The sequence below is a fragment of the Serratia sp. NCCP-200 genome (assembly GCF_059697885.1).
Genome location: NZ_BAAKUJ010000008.1, coordinates 16,090 through 37,041 on the forward strand (window position 1 = coordinate 16,090; position 20,952 = coordinate 37,041).

Sequence of the window (20,952 nt, forward strand, 5' to 3'; positions counted from 1 at the left end):
GGCTGGCCCGCTGGCGGAGATTGGCTTTTTATTGCAGCAGAGAGCAAACCTCTTCGGCGTTTTTGCACTTAATCAAGGCCGCTGCTGGCAGTGAAACGCCGAGTTCCACGCTTATCCTCTCCCTCAGCGTTGGCATATGGCTGAGTTTCAGACCCATGGCAAGAAACGGGGTCTGCGGATGCCATTCAGGCCGCAGCGGCTGACCCATTACGGCGCAGTAGATTGCCAGCACCGTTTGTTGAGGTGTCACCGGGGTGGCGAGCGTTGCCGAATGAGATTGCTCCAGCTCGGTACGCAGCGCATGGCGATCGATTTTGCCATTTGCCGAGAGGGGGAAGCGGGTTTGCACTATGAAGCGGCCAGGAATGTGAGTACAGGGCAAATAGCGCTGCGCGAAGATACGCAGCTCCGACGTGCTCGGCGGGACTTGATTAGCGGACAGATAGACCGCACCCAGCGACTTTTCTGACGTATCGTCCACCGCGTAGTCGAGCACCACAATATCCTCGATGGCTGGATGCTGGCGCAACGCCTCCTCGATTTCCGGCAGTGAAACCCGTACGCCGCGAATTTTAACGTAGCCATTAATGCGGTTGGCAAACATGATGACGCCGTCAGGCCGGTAATAGCCAATGTCTCCGGTACGGAACGCTCGCTCGCTAATGCCATCTGGAGTCATCATGTCAACAAAGTCGTGCTGCACCAACGCCCCATGTTCCAGATAGCCACAGGCCAGATTGGCGCCGGCAGTGTGGATGCGCCCAGCAACGCCGCAAGGGCAATGTTCACCGCTGTCATGACAGATAAAATACTGAGTGCCAGCCAGCGGCTTACCATAGGGAATTTGCGCCGTGTCGCTAGCGGTGATCTCGTGCCAGATGCTCCAGATAGTCGTTTCCGTCGGGCCGCCGAGTGATATCAACCGCAACTGAGGATGCCTTGAACGCAACAACCTGATGGTGGCGGGCTTAATGTAATCGCCGCCCTGGGCCACTAGCCGCAGGGAGGAGAGCTGCTCTGGCGTTGCGCAGTCCAGCAGCATTTCCAGGATCGCTGGCACAGAGCACCACAGCGTGATCCGGTGTTGTGCCACCAGGCGGCCCCAACTGATGGCGTCTTTTTCCTCATGCCTGGCTGGCAGCACCAGCGTTGCGCCCACGCTGAGTGAGGCAAACACGTCAAACACCGACATATCGTGGTGCAGCGGCGTCACCGAGATAAAGACATCTTGTTCGGTGATCTGCCAGTGGGCGAGGGTTTGCCCAAGCACGTTGGCCGTTGCCCGGTTATTCAGCACGACGCATTTCGGTTTGCCCGTGGTGCCGGAAGTATATAGGTAATAGGCGGGGTGGGTGCTGTCGCTTCGAGCGTCAAACCGAGGTGGGCTGACGTTGATGGATTTGAGCGCGTCAGGCGTGACCGAGCCTGGGATTACGGCGTCTTCATCGCATATCACCAGCTTGGGTTGGCAATTTTCCAGTAAATACGCCGTCCGTGCCGTGGGAGAATTAATATCTATCGGCACCCGGATAATCCCTAACAGGGAGCAGGCAAGTGAGATCGCGATATGCTCCATGCCGCGTGGAAGATAAATGGCCACCACGCTCCCCGGCTCCAACTGGCGCTCGAGCAGTCCGTTGGCCATGCTGGCGACGAGCTCACCCAGCGCCTGCCAGCGCAATTGTTGTTCGCCGCAGATAACGGCCACCCCATCACGAGAGCCGGAAAACAGATTTTTTGCGATGTGGCCTAGAAAATCGTTGCTCACGGCGTCGCTGGCGGGAGTGTTTGCCCGGTAATGCGGGTAATTCATCGTTTCGCGGACGGGGATATCCAGCGACCCCTGAGAGACTATATGCAGCATGCGCTGGTGGATTGCGTTCAATATAGCGCTGACCTGTTCGGGCGCGAGAGCCTGCTCAACATAGTCGGCAATCATCAGTAAATTGCGCTGCTCATCGTACATTAGGCGAATATCCAACGCGACCTGCGGCGTTTGGGTCAGACCGCTTTCGGCACGGATTGGCGTGTTGGCCGGTAGCGTTTCCCAGCCCAGGCAGTTGGTCAGGATCACCGGCAGCGCAGGGGCACGCACGGTTCGCGGTGACAGCTGGCGAGCCAGATCCACACCTGACCAGGCAAGGTTTTGCAATCCGCCAAGAATGTCTTCCTGCAGACATTTGGCGCTGTTGACTAACGGCTGATGATGACGGACGTACTGGATGGCAATAAACGTCGAACGATTGGTGGGTTGCCCTTCTTTGGCCGGGAAGGCAACGGGGATGCCTACCGTGAGTGCTTCATCTTCCGACCAGAGCGCCAACGTGTCGAGCACGATAGCCGACAGAGTAGTGTTGGCAAACAGTCCCCGAGATGTGCCAAGGCGGGTGAGTTGCTTCAAGTGGCTGGCATCCAGAATTTGTTGTTCACGCCGCCAGCGGGGATGCACGATCTCGCCCAAAGGTTGCTGCCAGGGAAGCCGGGAAGGGGTAACGACCTGCGCCAGCTTGCCTTGCCACCAGGCTTTTGCCCGTTCCCGTTCTTTTTCATCTGCTTCGTTCGGTGTTGCGTCATGTTCATGTGCGGCAAGCGGCTGTTCATCAAACAGCCGGGCGATGATATGCGAGATCCCTTGGCCGTCGAGGATCAGCGCATCAAAGCTGGTGAAAATCTGGTACTCGGTTGTGCCAGGCAAGGTAATCAGAATGATCCTCCAAGGAGGTGACGACGGATCGTGGCGGATCTGTTGGTAATGCTGTCGCAGCTGTTGCACTTTTTTAGCCGCGTCTGCTTCACTGGCATCGCGCAGGTCGATCTCTTCCAGGTGAGGTTCCAGCTCAGGCAGAATGTGCTGCTGCTGTGTTTCCTCGTCGATCCAGGTGCGTAACGCGGCGAAGTGATTAACCAACTCTGCCAGCCGACGGCGGAAGTGCGCAGGATCGATGACCCCCCTAAAGGTCCTGAAATCGTGCATGGCAACGCCACCGAGCGGCCATTGCTCGCTGCTTCCCAGCAGATAAGCCTGCTGGAGCGACGTTAATGGTTTCCCCATTCGTTTCTCCTTTTGCCGTACTGCTGCTGGCGGTGCCAACCAGCCGGAAACGCTGTCATCAATGTGTTGCGGTGCCGCAGCCAGGCGTTCGGCGAGCGTGTGAAAACGCGTAAAGAGCTGATGCAGTTGGCCGGGGGGAAACGCATCTTCACGCATATCCCAGTTGATCAGAATTCCATCGCCAATCCAGGCTACCTGCGCGTCCAACGCGACCTGCGGCCCCTGAGAGATGACCCACGCCAGTTCACCCAATTGCGCGCCGACCCGCTCAGAGAACAGCACGCCACCGGAGATACCGAACCCGGCGGTAAAGACGATGGGGGAGTATTGCAGCTGGCCACGCAGGCGCGAAAGATCGCGCATCACGCTCACCCCGGAATAGCCGCCGTGGCCAAGGATTTCGTGCAACTGCGTCATGGTGCGTTGGCAATAATGCAGCAGCGTTTCATCGGGGCGCAGCTCGGCGCTAAACAACAGCAGATCGGAAAAATCACCGACGATGTCGTCACCGCCCGCAATCTTGGGAGCGCGGAAAAAGGTCGGTACGTTGATGCGCAACGCGTGCTGCCTGAAACCTTCCATCATCGTCAGGCTGAACAAAGCAAGGAAAAGCGAGCTTAACGTCAGATGGTGGTGACGTGCGCAGCGCTGCAAGGCATGGCTGATTTGGGGATTAAGCTGGATTGCCATTCTGCGGGTTTGACACTGCCTGTCCGTATAGGGAATGGCGGGAGCAGGGGGGATGTCCGGTAAACGTTGCCGCCACCAGGCGCGATCTTGCTCTCTGGCGCTAAGCAGCAGCGGATCGTGGGTACGCTGTGCCAGATAGCGAAACCAGGCGACCTCCATCACTGGGGCGCTCTGTGGCGGTGGTTGTTGGTAGAAGCGGGCGAGATCTTCCACCACGATACGAAAGGAGAGGGCATCCGCGGCGATCATATCCAGATCGATATGCAACCGGCTGGCCTGCCCTGGCAATATCGTCAGGCTGATTTCGCACGGGTAGCCTTGATCGCGCAGCAACTGCTGGTTTTCCATGCGCCGCCGCTTGTCAGCCAACAATCGTGCTACTTCGGCTGGTGGGGAATGACAAAAATCATCGATACCCAGAGGTGGGTGACTGGCAGCCACATGCTGTAGCCCCTCTGCGGTAACGTGAAGACGCAGCATTGGGTGCGCGCGATATAGCGCGTCTACAGCGTGCCGAAAGCGGGGGATATCGGTGATGGTGCCATCGAATTCTGCGTACAAATGCGCGGCAACGCCGCCTAATGCCTGCGCAGAGTGCCTGCCTACCCATGAAGCTGCCTGCATTGGAGTCAATGATTTCATCGCATATCGTTCCTGATTGGCCAACGGAAGCCGCCTAACTATATAACAGAGCTTAATGCGAATGAAAATTATTCTTTTTTATGTTGTTGGCGATACATTGAGCAGGGTAAGGTTATGCGAGGCACATAAGTTCACTCCGTGGCCACTGAGATGGCACCTCGGGGTTATGCATAGGGAGTAAGCAGAAGATGAGGTTGTTACCGGGTAAACGTCGTCATTCCGTGTTGGGGTTTTTATTATTACTTGCCTTGCTGATGGGCAGCGGCCATGGTTTGGCCCAAGGTTGGCCCAGGGCGTTTCACAACGCGGATGGCTCCGTCACTCAGATCCCGGCCCCTCCTGGCCGTATTCTCTCTACCTCCGTCAGCGTCACCGGAACGCTACTGGCGATCGATGCTCCGGTTGTCGCCAGCGCGACGGCGGTGAACGGCCAGTTCTTTGGGCAATGGGACAAGGTGGCCGAGCAGCGCCACATCGCTAAAGTCTGGCCCGCGGGCAGTATCGATCTTGAACTGGCCTATGCCATGGCCCCCGATTTGATCGTCGTCTCAATCAATGGCGCAGACTCATCGCGCGCCTATTTGGCTGAGCTACGGGCCATTGCGCCGGTCATTATCGTGAATTATGGCAATCAGACCTGGCAAGCTCTTGCCCGTGAGCTGGGAGCCGCACTGGGGCTTGAGGCTCAGGTTGAACAGCGGATCGGCGGTTTTGACGCGCTGCTGACCAACGCCCGTCAGCAAATCCACCTGCCTGACGGACAAGCCAATATTATCAATTTTAACGGCCCGGGAACGGTCAATCCCGTGGCGACACCGGCCAGCGTGCATGCCCGTTTACTCGAGTCATTAGGGTTTTCTATCGAAGCGCCAAACCCGGCCTGGCAAAGCAATCTCACCCGCTCCGGCGATTTTATCTGGGCTGAATATGAGAATCTGACGCAGTTAACGGCGGGCACTACGTTTCTGTTGAGCGCAGGCGACGTCAGGATTAACGAGTTTCTGCATGACCCGCTGCTTCAGCGCTTGCCTTCGGTACAACAACACCGGGTTTACAGCCTTGGCGCGCATGCGTTCCGGGTGGATTACTACAGTGCCAGTGAGATGGTGGCAGACATTGTCCGCCATTTTGCCGGTAGCCCAACGCAGGAGCGGTGAAATGCGTGTCTGGCGACTGGCTGGCCTGATCCCTGGCCTGTTTTTACTGCTGGCTCTCGGTGGCTTCAGCCTTTATTTCGGCGCTCGCCCCATTCCTCCTGCAGTGATTTGGCAGGCGCTCACGCAGTTTGATCCGCACAATAGCGAGCATTTACTGGTCTGTTATCTACGGCTGCCGCGCACCTTATTGGCCGTGGTGGTTGGAGCGGCTCTTGGCGCGGCTGGCGTCATCATGCAGACGCTCACCCGTAATCCTCTGGCGGATCCCGGTCTGCTCGGTGTGAATGCCGGTGCCACGTTGGCGATCGTCCTGTCGATCGCGGTGTTTAATGTGGCGGATGTCTTTAGCACTATGTGGTTTGGCGTGGCCGGTGCGGTGATAGTCAGCGTTGCGGTGTTGCTGGTTGGCGGCATTGATGGCAATAACCCGGTAAGGATTGTGCTGGCCGGGGCTGCGTTGACCATTGTGCTGCTCAGCCTGACTCAACTCGTCATCATCAACAGTGAACCAGAGGCGTTCGATCGCTTCCGGCACTGGGTGATTGGATCGCTACAGGGAAGAGGGTTCGACGTACTGCTCCCGGTTGCCATGTTGGTGGGCGTGGGGCTGTTGCTGGCGCTGGCCAGCAGCAAAATGCTGGATATTGCGGCACTCGGCTCGGATGCTGGCCTGGCGCTCGGCGTTAATCCGCGCTGGCTGGTGGTGATGTCCGCTCTGATTATCGTGATACTGGCCGGTGCAGCCACGGCGGCGGCTGGGCCAATCGTTTTTGTTGGCCTGACCGCACCGCATTTTGCCCGTGCCGTTGCCGGATTGCAGCATCGCGCGCTATTGCCCTGGGCCATGCTGTTTTCCGCCATGCTGGTGTTGTTGGCCGATATTCTGGGGCGCATCGTTGGCTATCCCGGTGAAGTCAGCGTTGGCGTCATGGTGGCGCTGATCGGTGGCCCCTGTTTTGTGTTGCTGGTGAAACGTTGGCAGGGGGGGCGGGTATGAGCGTTAACAGGACGGTGCTGGTATGCCTGGTTTTGGGCTCTTTGCTGCTGGTTGCTGCCGCTTTCGCTCTGACGGTGGGGCGTTTTACGTTGCCGGTATCGAGCGTGCTGCAAGCCATCGCGGGGGAAGGTAATCCCATGGCGCAGCAAATTGTCAGGGCGATCCGCCTGCCGCGCGTGTTGACGGCGGTTTTAGTCGGGGGCGCCTTGGGTATCTCCGGGGCGATTTTTCAGTCCGTATCGCGCAATGCGCTTGGATCGCCAGACGTCATTGGCTTCACCACCGGTGCGGCAACCGGTGCGATTGTGCAGATTGTCCTGCTCAGCGGTAACACCGTAGCGATCGTGATTTCGGCCATGGCCGGGGGGCTGGCGACGTCGCTGCTGGTCTATTGGTTGGCCCATCATCACGGCGTGGTGAAGGGATACCGCCTGATATTGATGGGCATTGGTGTCGGTGCGGTACTCAGTGCCCTCAATGGTTTGCTGCTGGTTAAAGGTGATATTGATAACGCCGTGATGGCCACTTTATGGCTGGCGGGAACCACACAGGGGCGAAACTGGCTGCATGTTATCCCAGTGGCCGTCAGCATCGCGTTGTTATTGCCGGTGGTGCTGATGTGCGCCAGGGAGCAGAACATCATGACAATGGGGGATGAGGTAGCCCAGCAACTGGGTGTCCGTGTCGAACTCACCCGCAAGATTATGACGTTCTGCGGCGTGATTTTGGCTGCGGTGGCAACCAGCGCGGCGGGGCCGATTGCCTTTATCGCGCTTATGGCACCACAGTTGGCAATACGCCTGACACGCAGTCCAAACCTGCCGGTGGTCAGTGCGGGTCTGGTGGGCGGCTGCCTGTTGTTAGGGGCCGATATTGTCGCCCAGATACAGCCATCAGGGCTGATGATGCCGGTAGGATTAATGACAGGAGTGATAGGTGGCGGGTACTTGCTGGCTCTGTTACTGCGTGGCGGCTGTCGCTAAGGCTAAGGGATGGCTGTCGCAAATGTGATCAAATTGATTTGCATTCAACATTGTAAATGATTATCGTTTGTGGCTTTTGGCTTGCTTGCTGTAATGACTCCCCTATTTCAAGCTTTGGGAGTCGCGGTATTAAACGCAGTTATTAAGTGGAAAACTAATAATAAGGTCGTAAAGACCAGTTATTAAGCAGTGTGTTCTTTGTCGCTCAGTTGAAAAAAACTAAAAATTCAGTGCGCATTTGGCAAAGGAGATATCAATGAGCGAACTAAAGGGTGATAAAAAATGCCCGATTTCATTACGTAATGGGCCCCAACGTCTTTCTGAAAAATATCATATGCCCTCCGTTATTCTGGGGTTATGTGTTTTCGCCGCAGCGGATGCTATTGCTGCCGATGATGCCCCAATACGCAATGAGAATAATGAGCCTGAAACCATTATTGTTACCGGGGAAAAGGTAAGACGCACTATTTACGATACCGGATCCAGTATTGAGGTGTTTGACGATGCACGGATCGATTCACTGCCCGGTGCAACGCAGGTATCCGATTTACTAAAAATGACGGCCAACGTCCTGGATACGGGCATTGGTAACGATATTCCCACCATTCGCGGTATTGATGGTTCAGGGCCAGCCAATGGCGCCAATGCCTTCCTTAGCGGTACACGGCCACGCATGAACCTCTCGCTCGATGGGCGTTCCTTAACCTATAACGAACTGGCCGTCGGGCCGCAATCCCTGTGGGATATGCAACGGGTCGAAGTATACCGGGGGCCGCAAAACTACATTCAGGGGCGTAATGCGATTGCCGGTGCGGTGGTGATGAGCAGCAAGGATCCGACGTTTGACTGGACTTCGGCGGTCAGGGCCGGGGGCGGAAATCAGGATTCTACCCAGGCCTCTGCCATGTTATCGGGGCCGATTGTTGAGGACCAATTGGCGTTTCGCCTGAGTGCCGATCGCCAGCGGCGGGAGAGTTTTGTCGATCTGATTTCCTACGAGCCGGTGGGTAACCCGCGCGAAATCGAAGTGACCAACATCCGTGGGAAGCTGTTGTTTAACCCTGCCGGGCTACGCGATCTCACCACTAAACTGTCGATAAATCACTATGAAAGTCAGGCTCCGCAAAATGAAGCGCTAAGCCCGGCCAACCACGCCAGTTCCCGTTTTGACCGGCGTCGCCCAGTCGTTGAGACCCAATCCACCAGTGGCATTTGGGATATTGCCTGGGAGCCGTCGGAGCAGTTAAGCGTCCAGAACAAGTTTATTTATACCGATTTCAGTAACCATCGCCGTACCGCAGAAGCGCTGCCGTGGGCCGACATTGAAGGTAAAGAGTTCCAAATGGAGCCGCTGGTGCTTTTCGGCACACCAAACGATCGTTGGCGTGGCCTGGTTGGTGCGCGTTACTTTCATGCGACGCAGGATGAGTTTGTGAATCTTTTCCCTGGCGGTAGCCCGTTCAAGGATAAAACGGATACCTACGCCGCCTTTGGCGAAGTGACCTGGGCCGTGTTGCCACATATCGATATTACCGCTGCCAGTCGGGTGGAAAGAGAGCACCGTCAACGTAAGGGGGGCAAGGCGCGTAAGGTCGATTTTGATGAAACCTGGGATGTGTTCCTGCCCAAGCTGGATGTTGCGTGGAAGCCTTCATCGCGGCAAACCTTTGGTGCCAAGGTGGCTCGCGGCTATAACGGCGGTGGCGCTGGGATGACGTTTTCCGCCCCCTTGATCAACTATACCTACGATCCTGAATATGTCTGGAACTATGAGCTGTATAGCCGCCATGGCATTGAAGATCTTAATCTCGAGGTGATCACCAACCTGTTTTATAACGACTATAAAGACATGCAGCTGCCGTATTATCTGGATTCCACTATGAACTCAATGATGATCCGCAATGCAGATAAGGTCGAAACCTATGGCGCTGAACTTGGGGCTATCTGGAAACCGACGGGGAATTTTGAGCTGAATAGCTCAGTAGGGTTATTAAAAACCAAAATCAAGAAATTCTCCGACAGCAGAATCGATGGTCATGAATTACCGCGTGCTCCGGCAGTCACCGCCAATTTGGGGGCGAAATATAATCTTATGCCGGGGTTGGAGTTAAGCGGTAATGTGACGCTTTCCGATACCTATTATTCCCAGTACGACAACGATCCACGCGGGAAAATCCCTTCCAGAGTGATTGCCAATATGCAGTTGGCTTACACCTTCAAGCAGGGGCGCGTCAGCGTGTTTGCACAAAACCTGTTTGATTCTGATAAACGCGTCATGGTGATGAATAACGACGTTTCTACCGCGGTTATTCAGCGGCCACGCCTGGTTGGCGCCGTCGTCCAACTGGATTTCTAAGGCCATCTATCGCCAATCAAAGGTGCAGCAGTTTTTTGTCTGGGAGGAAAATGTGAACACTAGTTTTAGCGAGTTCAGCGCTGAAGAAGAAGCCGCCAGCGAGTTTGAGCAGCAGGCCTGGTTCGAACACCAGCAACAGCTACATGGGGAAGGCCAACAGGTGTGGGCTTGGCAGTTAACCGGTGCCGTGGATTATGGCCGCTTGGTCAACGCACTGGAACAAGCCCAGCAGCAGTTGCCAGGTATCAACGTCCGTTACGTTTATGGTGAGAACGGGCTGATGCGCAGCAACAATCCATGTTCACCGCAAGCGGTGACCATCCAGACGATCCGCCATCCCCAGGAAGCTATTGACGCCCTGTTAAGCGCCAAAGCGATACCTTTTGACCTGGAGCAGGCTCCGCCGCTGCGCTTTATGCTGTTTTCCGGCGACAGGGGCGGCATGCTGGGGATGGTGGTGCATCACATTCTGTCAGCATCACTGGATTGGCAGGATATAGCACAAAAGGTCAGTGCACTGTATCAGCAACAGGTTCCCCCGCACTCCTCTGAGCCATTCATTATGGAGCTCTTGCCGCTGCCAGATTGTTCCGCTCGGCAGACCTCGGTGGAGGTCTTGGCGGGGAAAGTGGATTCCCCTGTCACGCCGGGATCTGATGCGGCAATACGGCAACATATCCTGCAAGCCTTCCGCGAGGCGCTCGCCGTGCCCACGATGGGGGAACATGATGATTTCTTCGATTTCGGCGGGCACTCGCTGATTGCCACGCGAATTATTGGCCGCTTGAAGAGCCAGCAGCATCTTGAGATCAATATCAACGATCTCTTCAGCTATCCCAGCGCGGCTCAACTGGCGCGCTATGCCTACATCGCTAATAACGTGTCCGCTCCGCCGGGTAAGCAAGCGGAGAATTTGGCATCGCTAAGCCCACAGGCTCCTTTATCGCTGGCGCAACGGTCATTATGGAAAATCTATCAGGCACTAGGCTGCGGCGAGGCTTTCAATATTCCCTTTGCGCTACGCTTTCTCGACCCGATTGATGAAGGGCTTTTCTTCCAGGCCTTCCAGGATATTTTGCTGCGTCATCCGGCTCTGCGCACCCTGTTTGTCGACATTTCCGGCGAGGTTTATCAGCAGATCGTTCCGCCGGAGATGCTGTCTCAGTACGAATGGTTCTGGCATTCGCAGCCTCAGGATGTGCCGCTGGATCAGGCGCTACAGCGCGCAGCCAGCCACCACTTTGAGCTCGACGATGAGTTACCGGTACGCATCACCTTCCTACGGGATGAGGAAAATGGTCAGCAGGTGGTTTCGCTCTTGTTCCACCATATTGTGTTGGACGAGTGGTCGGTGAATATCCTGATGGATGAATTGGCTCTGGCGATGGCAAGCCGTTCCGCTGGATCGGCACCGGAGTGGCCGCAGACACCCGCGCCGTTCCACGCGTTCGCAATCCAACAGCAACAGGCCGGGGTCAACGATCGACATCTGCAGTTCTGGCTGGAACGTTTGCACCATGCGCCGTCTGGGGCGTCGATTTTCGCCAGCGAAGTGCAACAGGCCGATGCGGCTTCTCACTCCGGCAACTGGGTTGAGTTCAAGCTGGAACACGCTATCTCCATCGGGCTTTACCGCCTGGCGAAACAGCAGGGCGCTTCACTATTTAACGTGGTATACAGCGGAATTGCTGCGGCGCTCCATCTGCTGGGTGGTGCGAAAGATCTGGTCATTGGCACCTCGGCCTCTGGGCGTAACGACGCGCAATTTTTCGATACCATCGGTTACTTCACCACCGTCGTCGCCCATCGGATCGGTTTTGCCGACGGCATCACGCTGAACGCACTGATCGATGACGTGAAGCGGCAGATAAATGATTCACTGCCTTTCAGCGACATCCCGATCGATCTGGTCGAAGAAGGGCTGTTTGGCGATCGGGCGCCGCACGGCAGCCATATGTTTGAGGTCTTCATCCAGCTTCATGCCAAAAATAAGCTTAACGGAGCGTTTAGCTTGGCCGCGGGCCAGCAGATCCGCTTTCGCCAGATCGATCCTGAGAAATCAGAATCGGTGCTGGGGTTGCAGTTTGAGGTGATGGAAGAGCAAATCGACGGCGAGCCTTCGGTGCGCGTAATGCTGAGCTATCGCACCGATCGCTATTCATGCGAGCAGGTACAGCAGATCGTCCAAACAACACGTCAGGTGTTTGCCGCTATGGCCGATTCCGTCGGTCAACCGGCGCTACGGCTTGATGCGCTACGCCATAACAGGGGGGGATTATGAAGCAGGAACCGTTGGACGATATTCAGCGCATCTATCCGGCCAAAACCCTGGTAGAGCTGGTTTATAGCGCCTCACAGCAGGCTTTGTTTGTCAGCTCTCCCGATTGGGAGGATGAGCGGCAATCCCGTGTACTGCGGATAAATCCGCAAACCCTGGCCGTTGAGAAGGAGATCCCGTTACAGGTCAAAGGGTTTGGCGTGGCGCTGGACGATCGCCGCGGGCATCTTTACCTCTCACAGGGGTTTAACGGCACCGTCGCCGTAGTGGATATTGCCACCAATCGGTCGATCGCCACCATTGCGTTGATGCAGGAGATTGCTTTCCATCAGCTGTATCAACGGGAGGGGATTGTCGGCGAGCGTCAGGCTTTTTTATTACGGGAATTGGAGCGCTTTGGCGTGAGTGAAGGCTTTCCATGGAAGCTGCGGGAGCTGGTTTTCGATCCATGTAGTGAGCGCTTGTTCCTGCCAGGGCTGGGGCTGGGTATCGATAGCGTGCTGTTTGTGGTGGATACCCGCAAGGGTCAACTGGAGAAGATTATTCACGGTTTCGGCTATAACGTGGTGGGCATCACGCTGGATGAAACGGGGCGGCGCGTCTTCGTTTCTAACATGCAAGGTCAGCTGTTTGTGGTGGATCCAGACAGCTTGGCGGTTGTTTCCCAATGGGAGATCGAAGTCGATCAGCTGCTTAATATGGTCTATGACCCACAGCAAAACCGGATCTTCGGTGTCGATCAGGGCATTGACCGCAGTGATTGGCGTAACAATCATCTGGAGCGTGAATATGTTGCCCGTAGCGCGGGTCATCAGGTCTTCGCTCTGAACGCCGACAATGGCGACGTTATCGCACGTATGGCAACGGATGAAGTACCGATCGGCCTGGCATGGGATGGCGAGCGGCAAAGGCTGTACGTCGCCAATCGCAAAGGAATTCGCGTGGATATTGGCGAAGGCACGCTAACGGTATTTGATACAGCCCGCTATTGCCTGCTGCAGACCATACCTATGGCTCCGCATCCCAACAGCCTGGCGTTTGGTGAGGATAAGCAGTGCCTGTTTATCACCGTCAAAAATGATGAAACCATGATTAAGGCCGGGCTGCCGGAATGTGTTGCCCGTATGCAATTGCGGTAGTGGCCGCAGGTGAAGGGATAAGGGAGGTGAAGTCAATTGCCAAGGCTCAAGCTGCATGGATTCAATAATCTGACCAAGAGTCTGAGTTTTTGTATCTACGATATTTGTTACGCCGAGACGGTAGCCGAGCGCGACGGCTATATCGCCTATATAGACGAGCAATATAATGCCAGCCGTCTGACCGAGATCCTGGTGGAAACCTGTTCGCTGATTGGGGCCAACGTGCTGAGCGTTGCCCGCCAGGACTATGAGCCGCAAGGTGCCAGCGTGACTATTCTCGCCAGTGAGGAGCCGGTCAAGCCAAATGGCGTCAAGCCTCCCCAGCCAGAGTCCGTCGTGGCGCATTTGGACAAAAGCCATATCTGTGTTCATACCTACCCGGAAAGTCACCCTGGGTGTGGGGTTTGCACCTTTCGTGCCGATATCGACGTCTCGACCTGTGGGGTGATTTCGCCGCTGAAAGCCCTCAACTACCTGATCCAGCAGTTGGAGTCAGATATTGTGACGATCGATTACCGGGTCAGAGGTTTTACCCGCGATGTATATGGGGTGAAGCATTACATCGATCATGAGATCACTTCGATCCAAAACTTCATTGCGCCAGAGATAAAGTCGCTATATCAGCTGGTGGATGTGAACGTTTATCAGGAAAATATCTTCCATACCAAGATGTTGCTAAAAGCGTTCGATTTGCATGATTACCTGTTCAGTACCAGGTTGCACACCCTCAGCGAGGCCCGACAACTGGAGATCAGCAAGCTGTTGTGTAAAGAGATGCAGGAGATTTACTCTGGACGAAATACGCCGTAGACGGGGGGATGCCTGCTAACGGACAAGCGCAGGCATCAATTTGCTTGGTGCACTGAAGAAATCAGTCATAGCTGATATTAAACAGTACCGCACTCTTCACTTTTCCGGGGGTTGCGCGCCCGGTTGCATAATACTCGTAGCCGATATCACATTGGCTGCGGTTATCGGTAATAACGGCACAGCCAACGCGTGGGGCAGTGCGTAAATCCAGCGGCTTGTCATTCATCAGCAGCCTGATTTCGACGTTTTCGGCCTCGCCGTTCAGCGTATTGACCAGATTGCCGGTATCCGAACTGACCGTCGGCCCATTTCCCAGCGTAATATAGGGCGTGTAGCCATTGGTACAATGTACCCCGCCGATATGGATACTGCCTAGCGAACGGCCATGAGTCATACCTGCTGCGCGTAGGTTCCCCACAGAGACCTGCGGCATCATCCAGTCGTAGTCCTTGTGTTCTTGCCCCTCGACGCTGTCAAAATAACAGGTCGCGAGCTTGATGGAGCCAGTAACGTTCAGTATGCCAGTAGAGGCGGCTTCAACGCTGTTGCCGCAGCAAATCAGCACCAGCAGAGACAGTATTCTCTGCGTATTCGTTATCTTCATTCTCCACTCCCGGTTATTGGTAAGTGATCATAAACTCTATTTGGGCATCAGCCCTGCCCGCCCGGATGGGGGTTGAGGTTTGAACATAAGTCGCCTTGACGCCCAGGCTGTAATCGCTGCCGCGGTCCTCAAGGAAGGTAATGTAATTTGCCAGATTGATGCTCTGGTTGAATTTGGCCCATTGGTAGTTGCCATTTTCCTGCCTCAAGCTCAGTTGGACACCTACCCCTGAGGCTGCGTCACCGGCGGTGGTGTTCAGTTTCGAGATCCCGCGTTCGGCATCAATAAATCCGTTGCGCGGCGTCAGCTTGAGGCTGATAACATTGGGCTTGAACACGCCGTAAGAGGTTGAACCATAGAAAGCGGGGCAACCCGATAGCACAATCTGAGTCTCGGCGCTGCCTGCCGTGCTGCCGATACCGTTGAACTCATCAGGATAGTGCTCCCCGAGCGGCAGGTAATAATTGTTGCCAACGTTGCAGGTTGCCGGGATCGCGGTCAGGTTGCCCACAATCCTCGCTTGTTGATAGACAAAGCTCTCACCATTGCCGTCGAATGAGGTTTTGAACCTGGGGAGATCGCTACTGCTAATAGTCCCGCTGCCGATGTTGGCGGCGATTTTAATCATTGCAATATTAAAACTGACTGCGGCATCGTCCTGACCGGTAAAGTTGAAAACGCTGTCGCTGCTGGGTGAAAAGAAGGCAGAAAGCCTTCCAGGGAGCTGGAGATGGGAGCCGCCGTTACCATCGGGGGTACCTTGCCACAGGGCTACCCCGATGCCAGAAATATTGGTATTGAACACGGTGGGAAACGTCGCGTCACGGTAACTGGATTGGCCATGGGGGGCACTGATGACTGTGTTAACCAGGTCATAAACCCCCGCGCGGCACAGCAGACTGGCACCGCTGCCATTGGTCTGGATACGTTGGGAATAGATGACACTGCCGATGGGAAGATCCTCCCCCACGGTAACATAGCCACCGATGGTCAATCGGGTATCAAGCGGAGCTTTGATAGCGGAGGAACTATCCCAATCACAACCCGCACTTGCTGCGAGCGCATTCTGCGCATACAGGCCGCCGCAGAGCATCAGTGATATCGCTATTGCTGAGGCGAATATTCTTTTCATGTTGTTTCTCAATTCGTGTGGGCCGTTTGTCATTGGCAGACTCCTTGGATCAACTGTCTGCTGTCTTCAGCGGTGCTTGGCTGCAGCGAATAGTGGATGCTGCAATGCTCTGCCTGACTATCCCCCCATCTCACTTGCAACACGCCTTTCAGGTCGAGATCGCGAGCCACCACCAGGCTGGCCTGGCCGACAACCCCCACGGCGTTGTTCTGCGCATCATAGACGTTGGCAGCGAAGGGCAGTGGGCTACCGTCCGGTCGCTTGGCTCTGATGTAGGTCACCTTGCCGCGTTTGGTTTCATAATCAAGCAGGACCAATGCACCAGCGCGGGGGGCCGTGGTATTGCGGGTAGACAGCAACTCTACGTCCTGTGAACTGCCCTTGGGATCGATATCGACCTGATTGAGATAGTAGGGGCGAAGGTAAGGGACGATGGCATAGCCAAAACGGTCGATCTGAACGCCGGGAGCGCTGGTAACGAGAGCGCCTTCAGCACCGGGGGCCCGTACCAGACCGCCTGTTTCGCCAAGTGATTGCCCTAAAGTGATACCGCCACGGTGGGCCACCAGGGCACCATCCATGCTTGCTGAAACCTGCCGGTTTCCCTGCCCATAGCTATAGTTTGCGCCCATATGGGCAAGGGATGAGCGGTAGCCAATGCTACCGTTGAAAAAGTTGCTATTGCCTTCGGTATTACGGCTGGTGCTGACGACATAGTTAAACTGATTCTGTTCACCCATATTGCCCGACAGGCCAATCAGGCCAGTGCTCCCCTTATCGTCGGTAGTGCCGGTAGCATTGAGCGTTGGCGCATGGAGGTTCGAGCCTAGCGGTAACGAGAGCGTCAACGCGTATTGGGTTTCCCGCCGATCCGGCGTTCTCTCTTCTGTATTTCCTGTGAGTTGTCCGCTTAGCGTTCGGTTGACCGAGAGGGTATAGCTGAGATTGTGCCAGAAGTTGCTATAACCTAGCTGCAGGCTCTGTTGCGAACGGCTCTGGTTCCAGTAAGAGGTATGATTGCCGGTGGCATATAGGCTTCCCCAGCCTTCTCCCAGTTGCTGGTTGACCGAAAGCGTAAACAGGCTGCGTTGACGGCCATAGGCATCGATATTTCCATTACGCAGGGCCAGATCGCGCAGCTGCACAGCGTCATTCAAGCTCAGGAAACCGTCGGTTGAGTAACGATAAGCGGCCACTGAGAAGCTGGTTTGCGTTTCTGGATACATCTGGCTGAAGCCGATACGATAGCTTTGCCCTGAACGCGGGGGCTGGCCAGGCAACCGGGTTTTCGCTTGGGTGATATCCAAGGAGAGTGCGCCGATAAACGTGTTCATAGCGCCACCCAATAAGGCCGAGAGGTAGCCTTTGCTGGCGGTGGCGCCGGTGTAGCCGGTAATGAAATTACTTAGACCCAACTGATAGGTCAGGCTGCCAAATTCAGGCTTGTTTGCCAACCCATCACTATTCACTTTACCCACTGCCACTTCGTAGCGGCTTATCCCTGGGCGCAACATTTGAGTCACTGAAGCATAGGGAACCGTGAAGGATCGGACTTGGCCATTGGCTTCTTCTACTTGTACGGTCAATTCCCCTCCATAGCTGGTGGGGTAGAGATCGTCGATCTCGAAAGGCCCAGGAGATACCGTAGTGGTATAGAGCGTGTAACCATTCTGAGTAATGATCACTCTGGCGTTGGTATTGGCTATGCCACGTACTACGGGGGCGTAGCCACGTAGAGCGTCAGGTAGCATGCGGTCATCAGAATAAAGCCTGGCCCCTCGGAAACGTACACCGTCAAACAGTTCGCCACTGGTAAAGGCGTCACCCAGGATCAATTGAGATTGCAGCGCGGTAACATCGCGGCTGATATAGGAAGATGTGCTTTTGTAATCTCCGCCACTCTCTCCCGAGGACCAATTGATGCTGCCGTTATTTCGTACGCGCCAAGGGCCGAAGTTCAGACCGTTACGCAGCCCGAGATAGCCGTAGGTGTTGCTGTTTTCCCGCTGTCTTGACTGATAAACGTTGGCGTTGTAGTTCACTATCAAGGCGGTTAAGCCATCCTCCCATAGCTCGGGATTCACATAGCCACGCGGTGTCCTGTTGAGTAGTAATTGCGGTATCGTCAGCGTCAGCTTTTGCTCGCCGATATCAAAGCTGACGGTGGCCCCGGGCAGGAGTTCACTGAGTGAACCGCAATAGCCCTCTTGCACTAATGGCGCTAATTGTACGGCAGGGATCTGGGCCAACAGTTTCTCTGTGCTCAAATTGAGCAACGAAAAGAAACTGCCCGGATAGCAGGGAAGGGTTTGCAGGTTATTGCCCGGCAGGGCCTTAAACTGGATTTTTTCATTGCCGATCCGCTGGCCGTTAAGCTCGATCGCCACGGTGTAGATACCAGGAACAACGACGTTACTGCGGCTGAATTGGGCCGGATCGAATGTTCCGACCTTACCGCCAGGGAAAAAACTGGGGTCGAATGTCACTTCTTCCGGCGTGTCTGCCGCATAGCTGGAAGTGGCCGAAACCATGGCGCATGAAAGAAACCACTTCAGCGTGGTCTTTATTGTCGGTTTACACCTAGTCATAGCATCCTTGATGACTCAGATAAGCCAATACTCTGAAAAAGGGTTATGTCAGTGGCCTAACGGGTATGTTTTTTCAATAAAAGCCCCGTAGTCATTAATCGCCTTGGTGATTACGCTATTTGGCGGCACCGCAATGACCTTGTTATCGCGTTTTAGTTGAAAGGTTTGCTCTGAGAAGGGGGCGATCATACCGCCATCAGTGCCGGCTACCGAGGCGATGCCATAGCCAGATAACTGCACGGAGGCATAGCTGATATGGTATGGCGTGGGGTTTTTAGCGAGCAGTTTTTCCCCTTGCCGTTGCCAACTCACCTTATCCAGGGTTTCCAATGACAGCCCTGGCAACGTTGAGGGGCGGTAAAATACCTTCAGGCGGTTGCGATAGGCGATGGAGAGGTAATTCTGATCCCCTTTCGACTGGGGAGGGACTTCAAGCACGTTGATCCAATATAGCGTCTCGCGGTCGGTGGCGTGGCTTACCAGCTGCGTAGAGGTAATACGTAATGTTTGTGTCTTGGTGGGTTCAACTCGTGAAACCGGAGGCATGATCATAAAGGGGACATCACTGTTCTCAGGGGCTGAATTCGCATCGCCTGCATCTATCCAGGATTGAACCAATAGCGGAAAACGGCTTTTATTTTCCAGCTTCAGCGTGACTTCTTTGGCATCACTTGGGTAGATCACGCGCGTACCAGATATGACAATACCGGCATACAAAGAGGAGGAAAAAAATCCGCTTAACAGCAGCGATAGCAGTAGCCAATATTTTTTAATCAAGCGCATAACAATCTCGTCAGTATAGACGTGGCAAATATGGCCCTGTGGTAACAGGGCCATAACCTATTCAGTCAGGTTTTATTGATAAACGATGCTGTATTTAACCGTAGAGGCAACTTGGCCTGGGCCTGCCGCGCCACCCACAGCAACATACTGGCCAAAGTAGGTATATTCGGCAGTTTGATTGACGATAGTTTTCGGCGCATAGTTGTTATTGCCGGATACCAGGTTGATCGGGCTGTTGGTTTCGCCGTTCAGAATTTGTACCTGAACATTGGCCGCAGGATCGGTTGCTGAAGTATTTTTCAACCAACCAGTCGCGTTATCGATAGCTGGGCTGGTTGGCTCAAAATACACTGAAGCAATCTTGCCGTCGGTGCAGTTTAAATCAGAAGGGCCACCCAGTCTGATGGTAAACGGCGCAGGCTTGGCTGTGGCACCAGCAAAGCTTAATTCACTGGCACTGACCGTTTCCAAAGGCACGTTCAGATCGACAGCACCATTTGGCGTCTGGTCGTTGATCAGGCAGGTTGCGTCAGTGACTTCGCCGGTGAAATTGATATTACCACCCGCTACGGTGATGGCGGCAGAAGCCGGAACTGCGGCAAAGCCGCCGATAGCCAGTGAGAGAGCCATTACTAATGTGGTTTTTTTCATTGCATATGATCCTTGTTAATTATCCTTAAAATACTCTGAACGTTACATGGAGTAACATCAGAGCCGTCATTTCACTATGGCAGTGAAAATACTGTTCCCTTTTTTGACGGTGATAAACAATCAAATCATATTTTTTTTATATATAGCGGAGTTACAGAGGCTCCTCGTAAGGTATATCCTTTTCCTCGCGAGCTTTTAATAAAGTCATCGGCGATACCAATTTTACTTAACCTCGCTTTAAGCTCGGAAATAACTTGGGTCAATCTGGTGGTTGAGGAGGAGAGGTTATGATTCTCCCAAACCTGTACCAGTAACTCCTGGTTGGAAACATAGCCACAGCTGGCGTGTGCCAATAGATATGTCAGCAAGCGCAGCATTGTTTCACGCAGTTTTAGATAGTTGGTAAATCGGTCGTCACCATGCTGGTGGTACTCTATCGTATTATAGAGTTTGATTACTGAACCCGATTTGATATCTACCTGATACTCATCATTGATAATGTAGCCAAAAAGCAATAACCCACTCTCACTCGTCTTGGTGATAGGGGGTGCTACATATTTAATTTGAATCGTATCATCCATTATCAACTCCGCCGCATCCGCTGCTAAAACTGTCTGGCTCTGACTTCATCAATTGGAACTGTCATTCCCACACATTGGCTTTATATATTATTGCCTGAAGGGTTAATGTCAATTCATAAAATTAAAAAAATAACCAAAATAAAAAGATTTTAATTCTTATGATTGGCTGTTTTTTGATATTTTTGTTTGTTTTTGTAGGTTTTTTGGCTGGATTTTGATATTTAATGTCATTGCTGTAGAGGATTTAATGCATAAGCATAATATGCTGTTTTGGAGGAGGTGTTGTCTTTGGTTTTTGTTTTTTTTAAAAGCTGCGTGAGTGAAGATAAGGTTGAAATAGTCTGCAATCTGACATTTTTTGTATTCGGAGGAATCCTAATGACTTTTTATCTTATATTTTATTTTTGTTGTTCGCAAGTAGGATAAATCGCAATAATACCAGGTGTGTATAGATATTAAACATATCTTTGCTTTTTTTATTTATGATTTTAGTCTTGGTGGGCACACAT

The 20,952-nt window shown here is 54.0% G+C and carries 14 protein-coding genes; 7 read left to right on the top strand and 7 right to left on the bottom strand.

Features of this window, described 5'->3' with window-relative positions; translation table 11 throughout:
* Positions 1-28 precede the first annotated feature (28 nt).
* Complete coding sequence (locus tag AC6HVW_RS21525; RefSeq protein WP_497569661.1) at positions 29-4,384, bottom strand: amino acid adenylation domain-containing protein; 4,356 nt, start codon at positions 4,382-4,384, stop codon at positions 29-31.
* Between the two features lie 188 nt (positions 4,385-4,572).
* Here AC6HVW_RS21525 and fepB point away from each other — a divergent pair, with 188 nt between their 5' ends.
* The 7 genes from fepB (at position 4,573) to speD (ending at position 14,104) form a co-directional block, all read left to right on the top strand.
* Positions 4,573-5,541, top strand: coding sequence for a Fe2+-enterobactin ABC transporter substrate-binding protein (gene fepB, locus AC6HVW_RS21530; protein WP_071682841.1), 969 nt, complete (start codon positions 4,573-4,575; stop codon positions 5,539-5,541).
* Position 5,542: 1 nt separating this feature from the next.
* The gene (locus AC6HVW_RS21535; RefSeq protein WP_081367085.1) at positions 5,543-6,538 is read left to right on the top strand and encodes a FecCD family ABC transporter permease; all 996 of its coding nucleotides are present in this window, start codon (positions 5,543-5,545) and stop codon (positions 6,536-6,538) included.
* Positions 6,535-7,521, top strand: a complete 987-nt coding sequence (locus AC6HVW_RS21540) for a FecCD family ABC transporter permease (RefSeq protein WP_071682843.1) — start codon at positions 6,535-6,537, stop codon at positions 7,519-7,521. The genes AC6HVW_RS21535 and AC6HVW_RS21540 overlap by 4 nt, the downstream gene beginning before the upstream one ends.
* Before the next feature lie 334 nt (positions 7,522-7,855).
* Positions 7,856-9,877, top strand: a complete 2,022-nt coding sequence (locus tag AC6HVW_RS21545) for a TonB-dependent receptor (RefSeq protein WP_371822177.1) — start codon at positions 7,856-7,858, stop codon at positions 9,875-9,877.
* A 52-nt stretch (positions 9,878-9,929) separates the two neighbouring features.
* Positions 9,930-12,158, top strand: a complete 2,229-nt coding sequence (locus AC6HVW_RS21550; RefSeq protein ID WP_071682873.1) for a condensation domain-containing protein — start codon at positions 9,930-9,932, stop codon at positions 12,156-12,158.
* Entirely contained in the window at positions 12,155-13,294 is a 1,140-nt protein-coding gene (locus tag AC6HVW_RS21555) for a YncE family protein (protein WP_186486835.1), read from the top strand. The genes AC6HVW_RS21550 and AC6HVW_RS21555 overlap by 4 nt, the downstream gene beginning before the upstream one ends.
* 36 nt (positions 13,295-13,330) lie before the next feature.
* On the top strand, positions 13,331-14,104 hold the full coding sequence (gene speD / locus AC6HVW_RS21560; RefSeq protein ID WP_071682846.1) for an adenosylmethionine decarboxylase: 774 nt from the start codon (positions 13,331-13,333) through the stop codon (positions 14,102-14,104).
* A 61-nt stretch (positions 14,105-14,165) separates the two neighbouring features.
* Here the strand turns inward: speD and AC6HVW_RS21565 are convergent, their stop codons facing one another.
* The 6 genes from AC6HVW_RS21565 to AC6HVW_RS21590 all read right to left on the bottom strand — a co-directional run bounded on the left by AC6HVW_RS21565 (position 14,166) and on the right by AC6HVW_RS21590 (position 20,443).
* Entirely contained in the window at positions 14,166-14,708 is a 543-nt protein-coding gene (locus AC6HVW_RS21565; RefSeq protein ID WP_186486833.1) for a fimbrial protein, read from the bottom strand.
* A gap of 13 nt (positions 14,709-14,721) precedes the next feature.
* Positions 14,722-15,840, bottom strand: coding sequence for a fimbrial protein (locus tag AC6HVW_RS21570; RefSeq protein ID WP_175415605.1), 1,119 nt, complete (start codon positions 15,838-15,840; stop codon positions 14,722-14,724).
* A 29-nt stretch (positions 15,841-15,869) separates the two neighbouring features.
* Positions 15,870-18,428, bottom strand: a complete 2,559-nt coding sequence (locus tag AC6HVW_RS21575; protein ID WP_497569662.1) for a fimbria/pilus outer membrane usher protein — start codon at positions 18,426-18,428, stop codon at positions 15,870-15,872.
* Between the two features lie 48 nt (positions 18,429-18,476).
* A complete protein-coding gene (locus AC6HVW_RS21580) occupies positions 18,477-19,211 on the bottom strand; it encodes a fimbrial biogenesis chaperone (protein WP_071682874.1) in 735 nt (244 codons plus the stop codon).
* A 72-nt stretch (positions 19,212-19,283) separates the two neighbouring features.
* Positions 19,284-19,862, bottom strand: a complete 579-nt coding sequence (locus AC6HVW_RS21585; protein WP_071682850.1) for a fimbrial protein — start codon at positions 19,860-19,862, stop codon at positions 19,284-19,286.
* Positions 19,863-19,987: 125 nt separating this feature from the next.
* On the bottom strand, positions 19,988-20,443 hold the full coding sequence (locus AC6HVW_RS21590; protein ID WP_071682851.1) for a winged helix-turn-helix domain-containing protein: 456 nt from the start codon (positions 20,441-20,443) through the stop codon (positions 19,988-19,990).
* Positions 20,444-20,952: the final 509 nt, after the last annotated feature.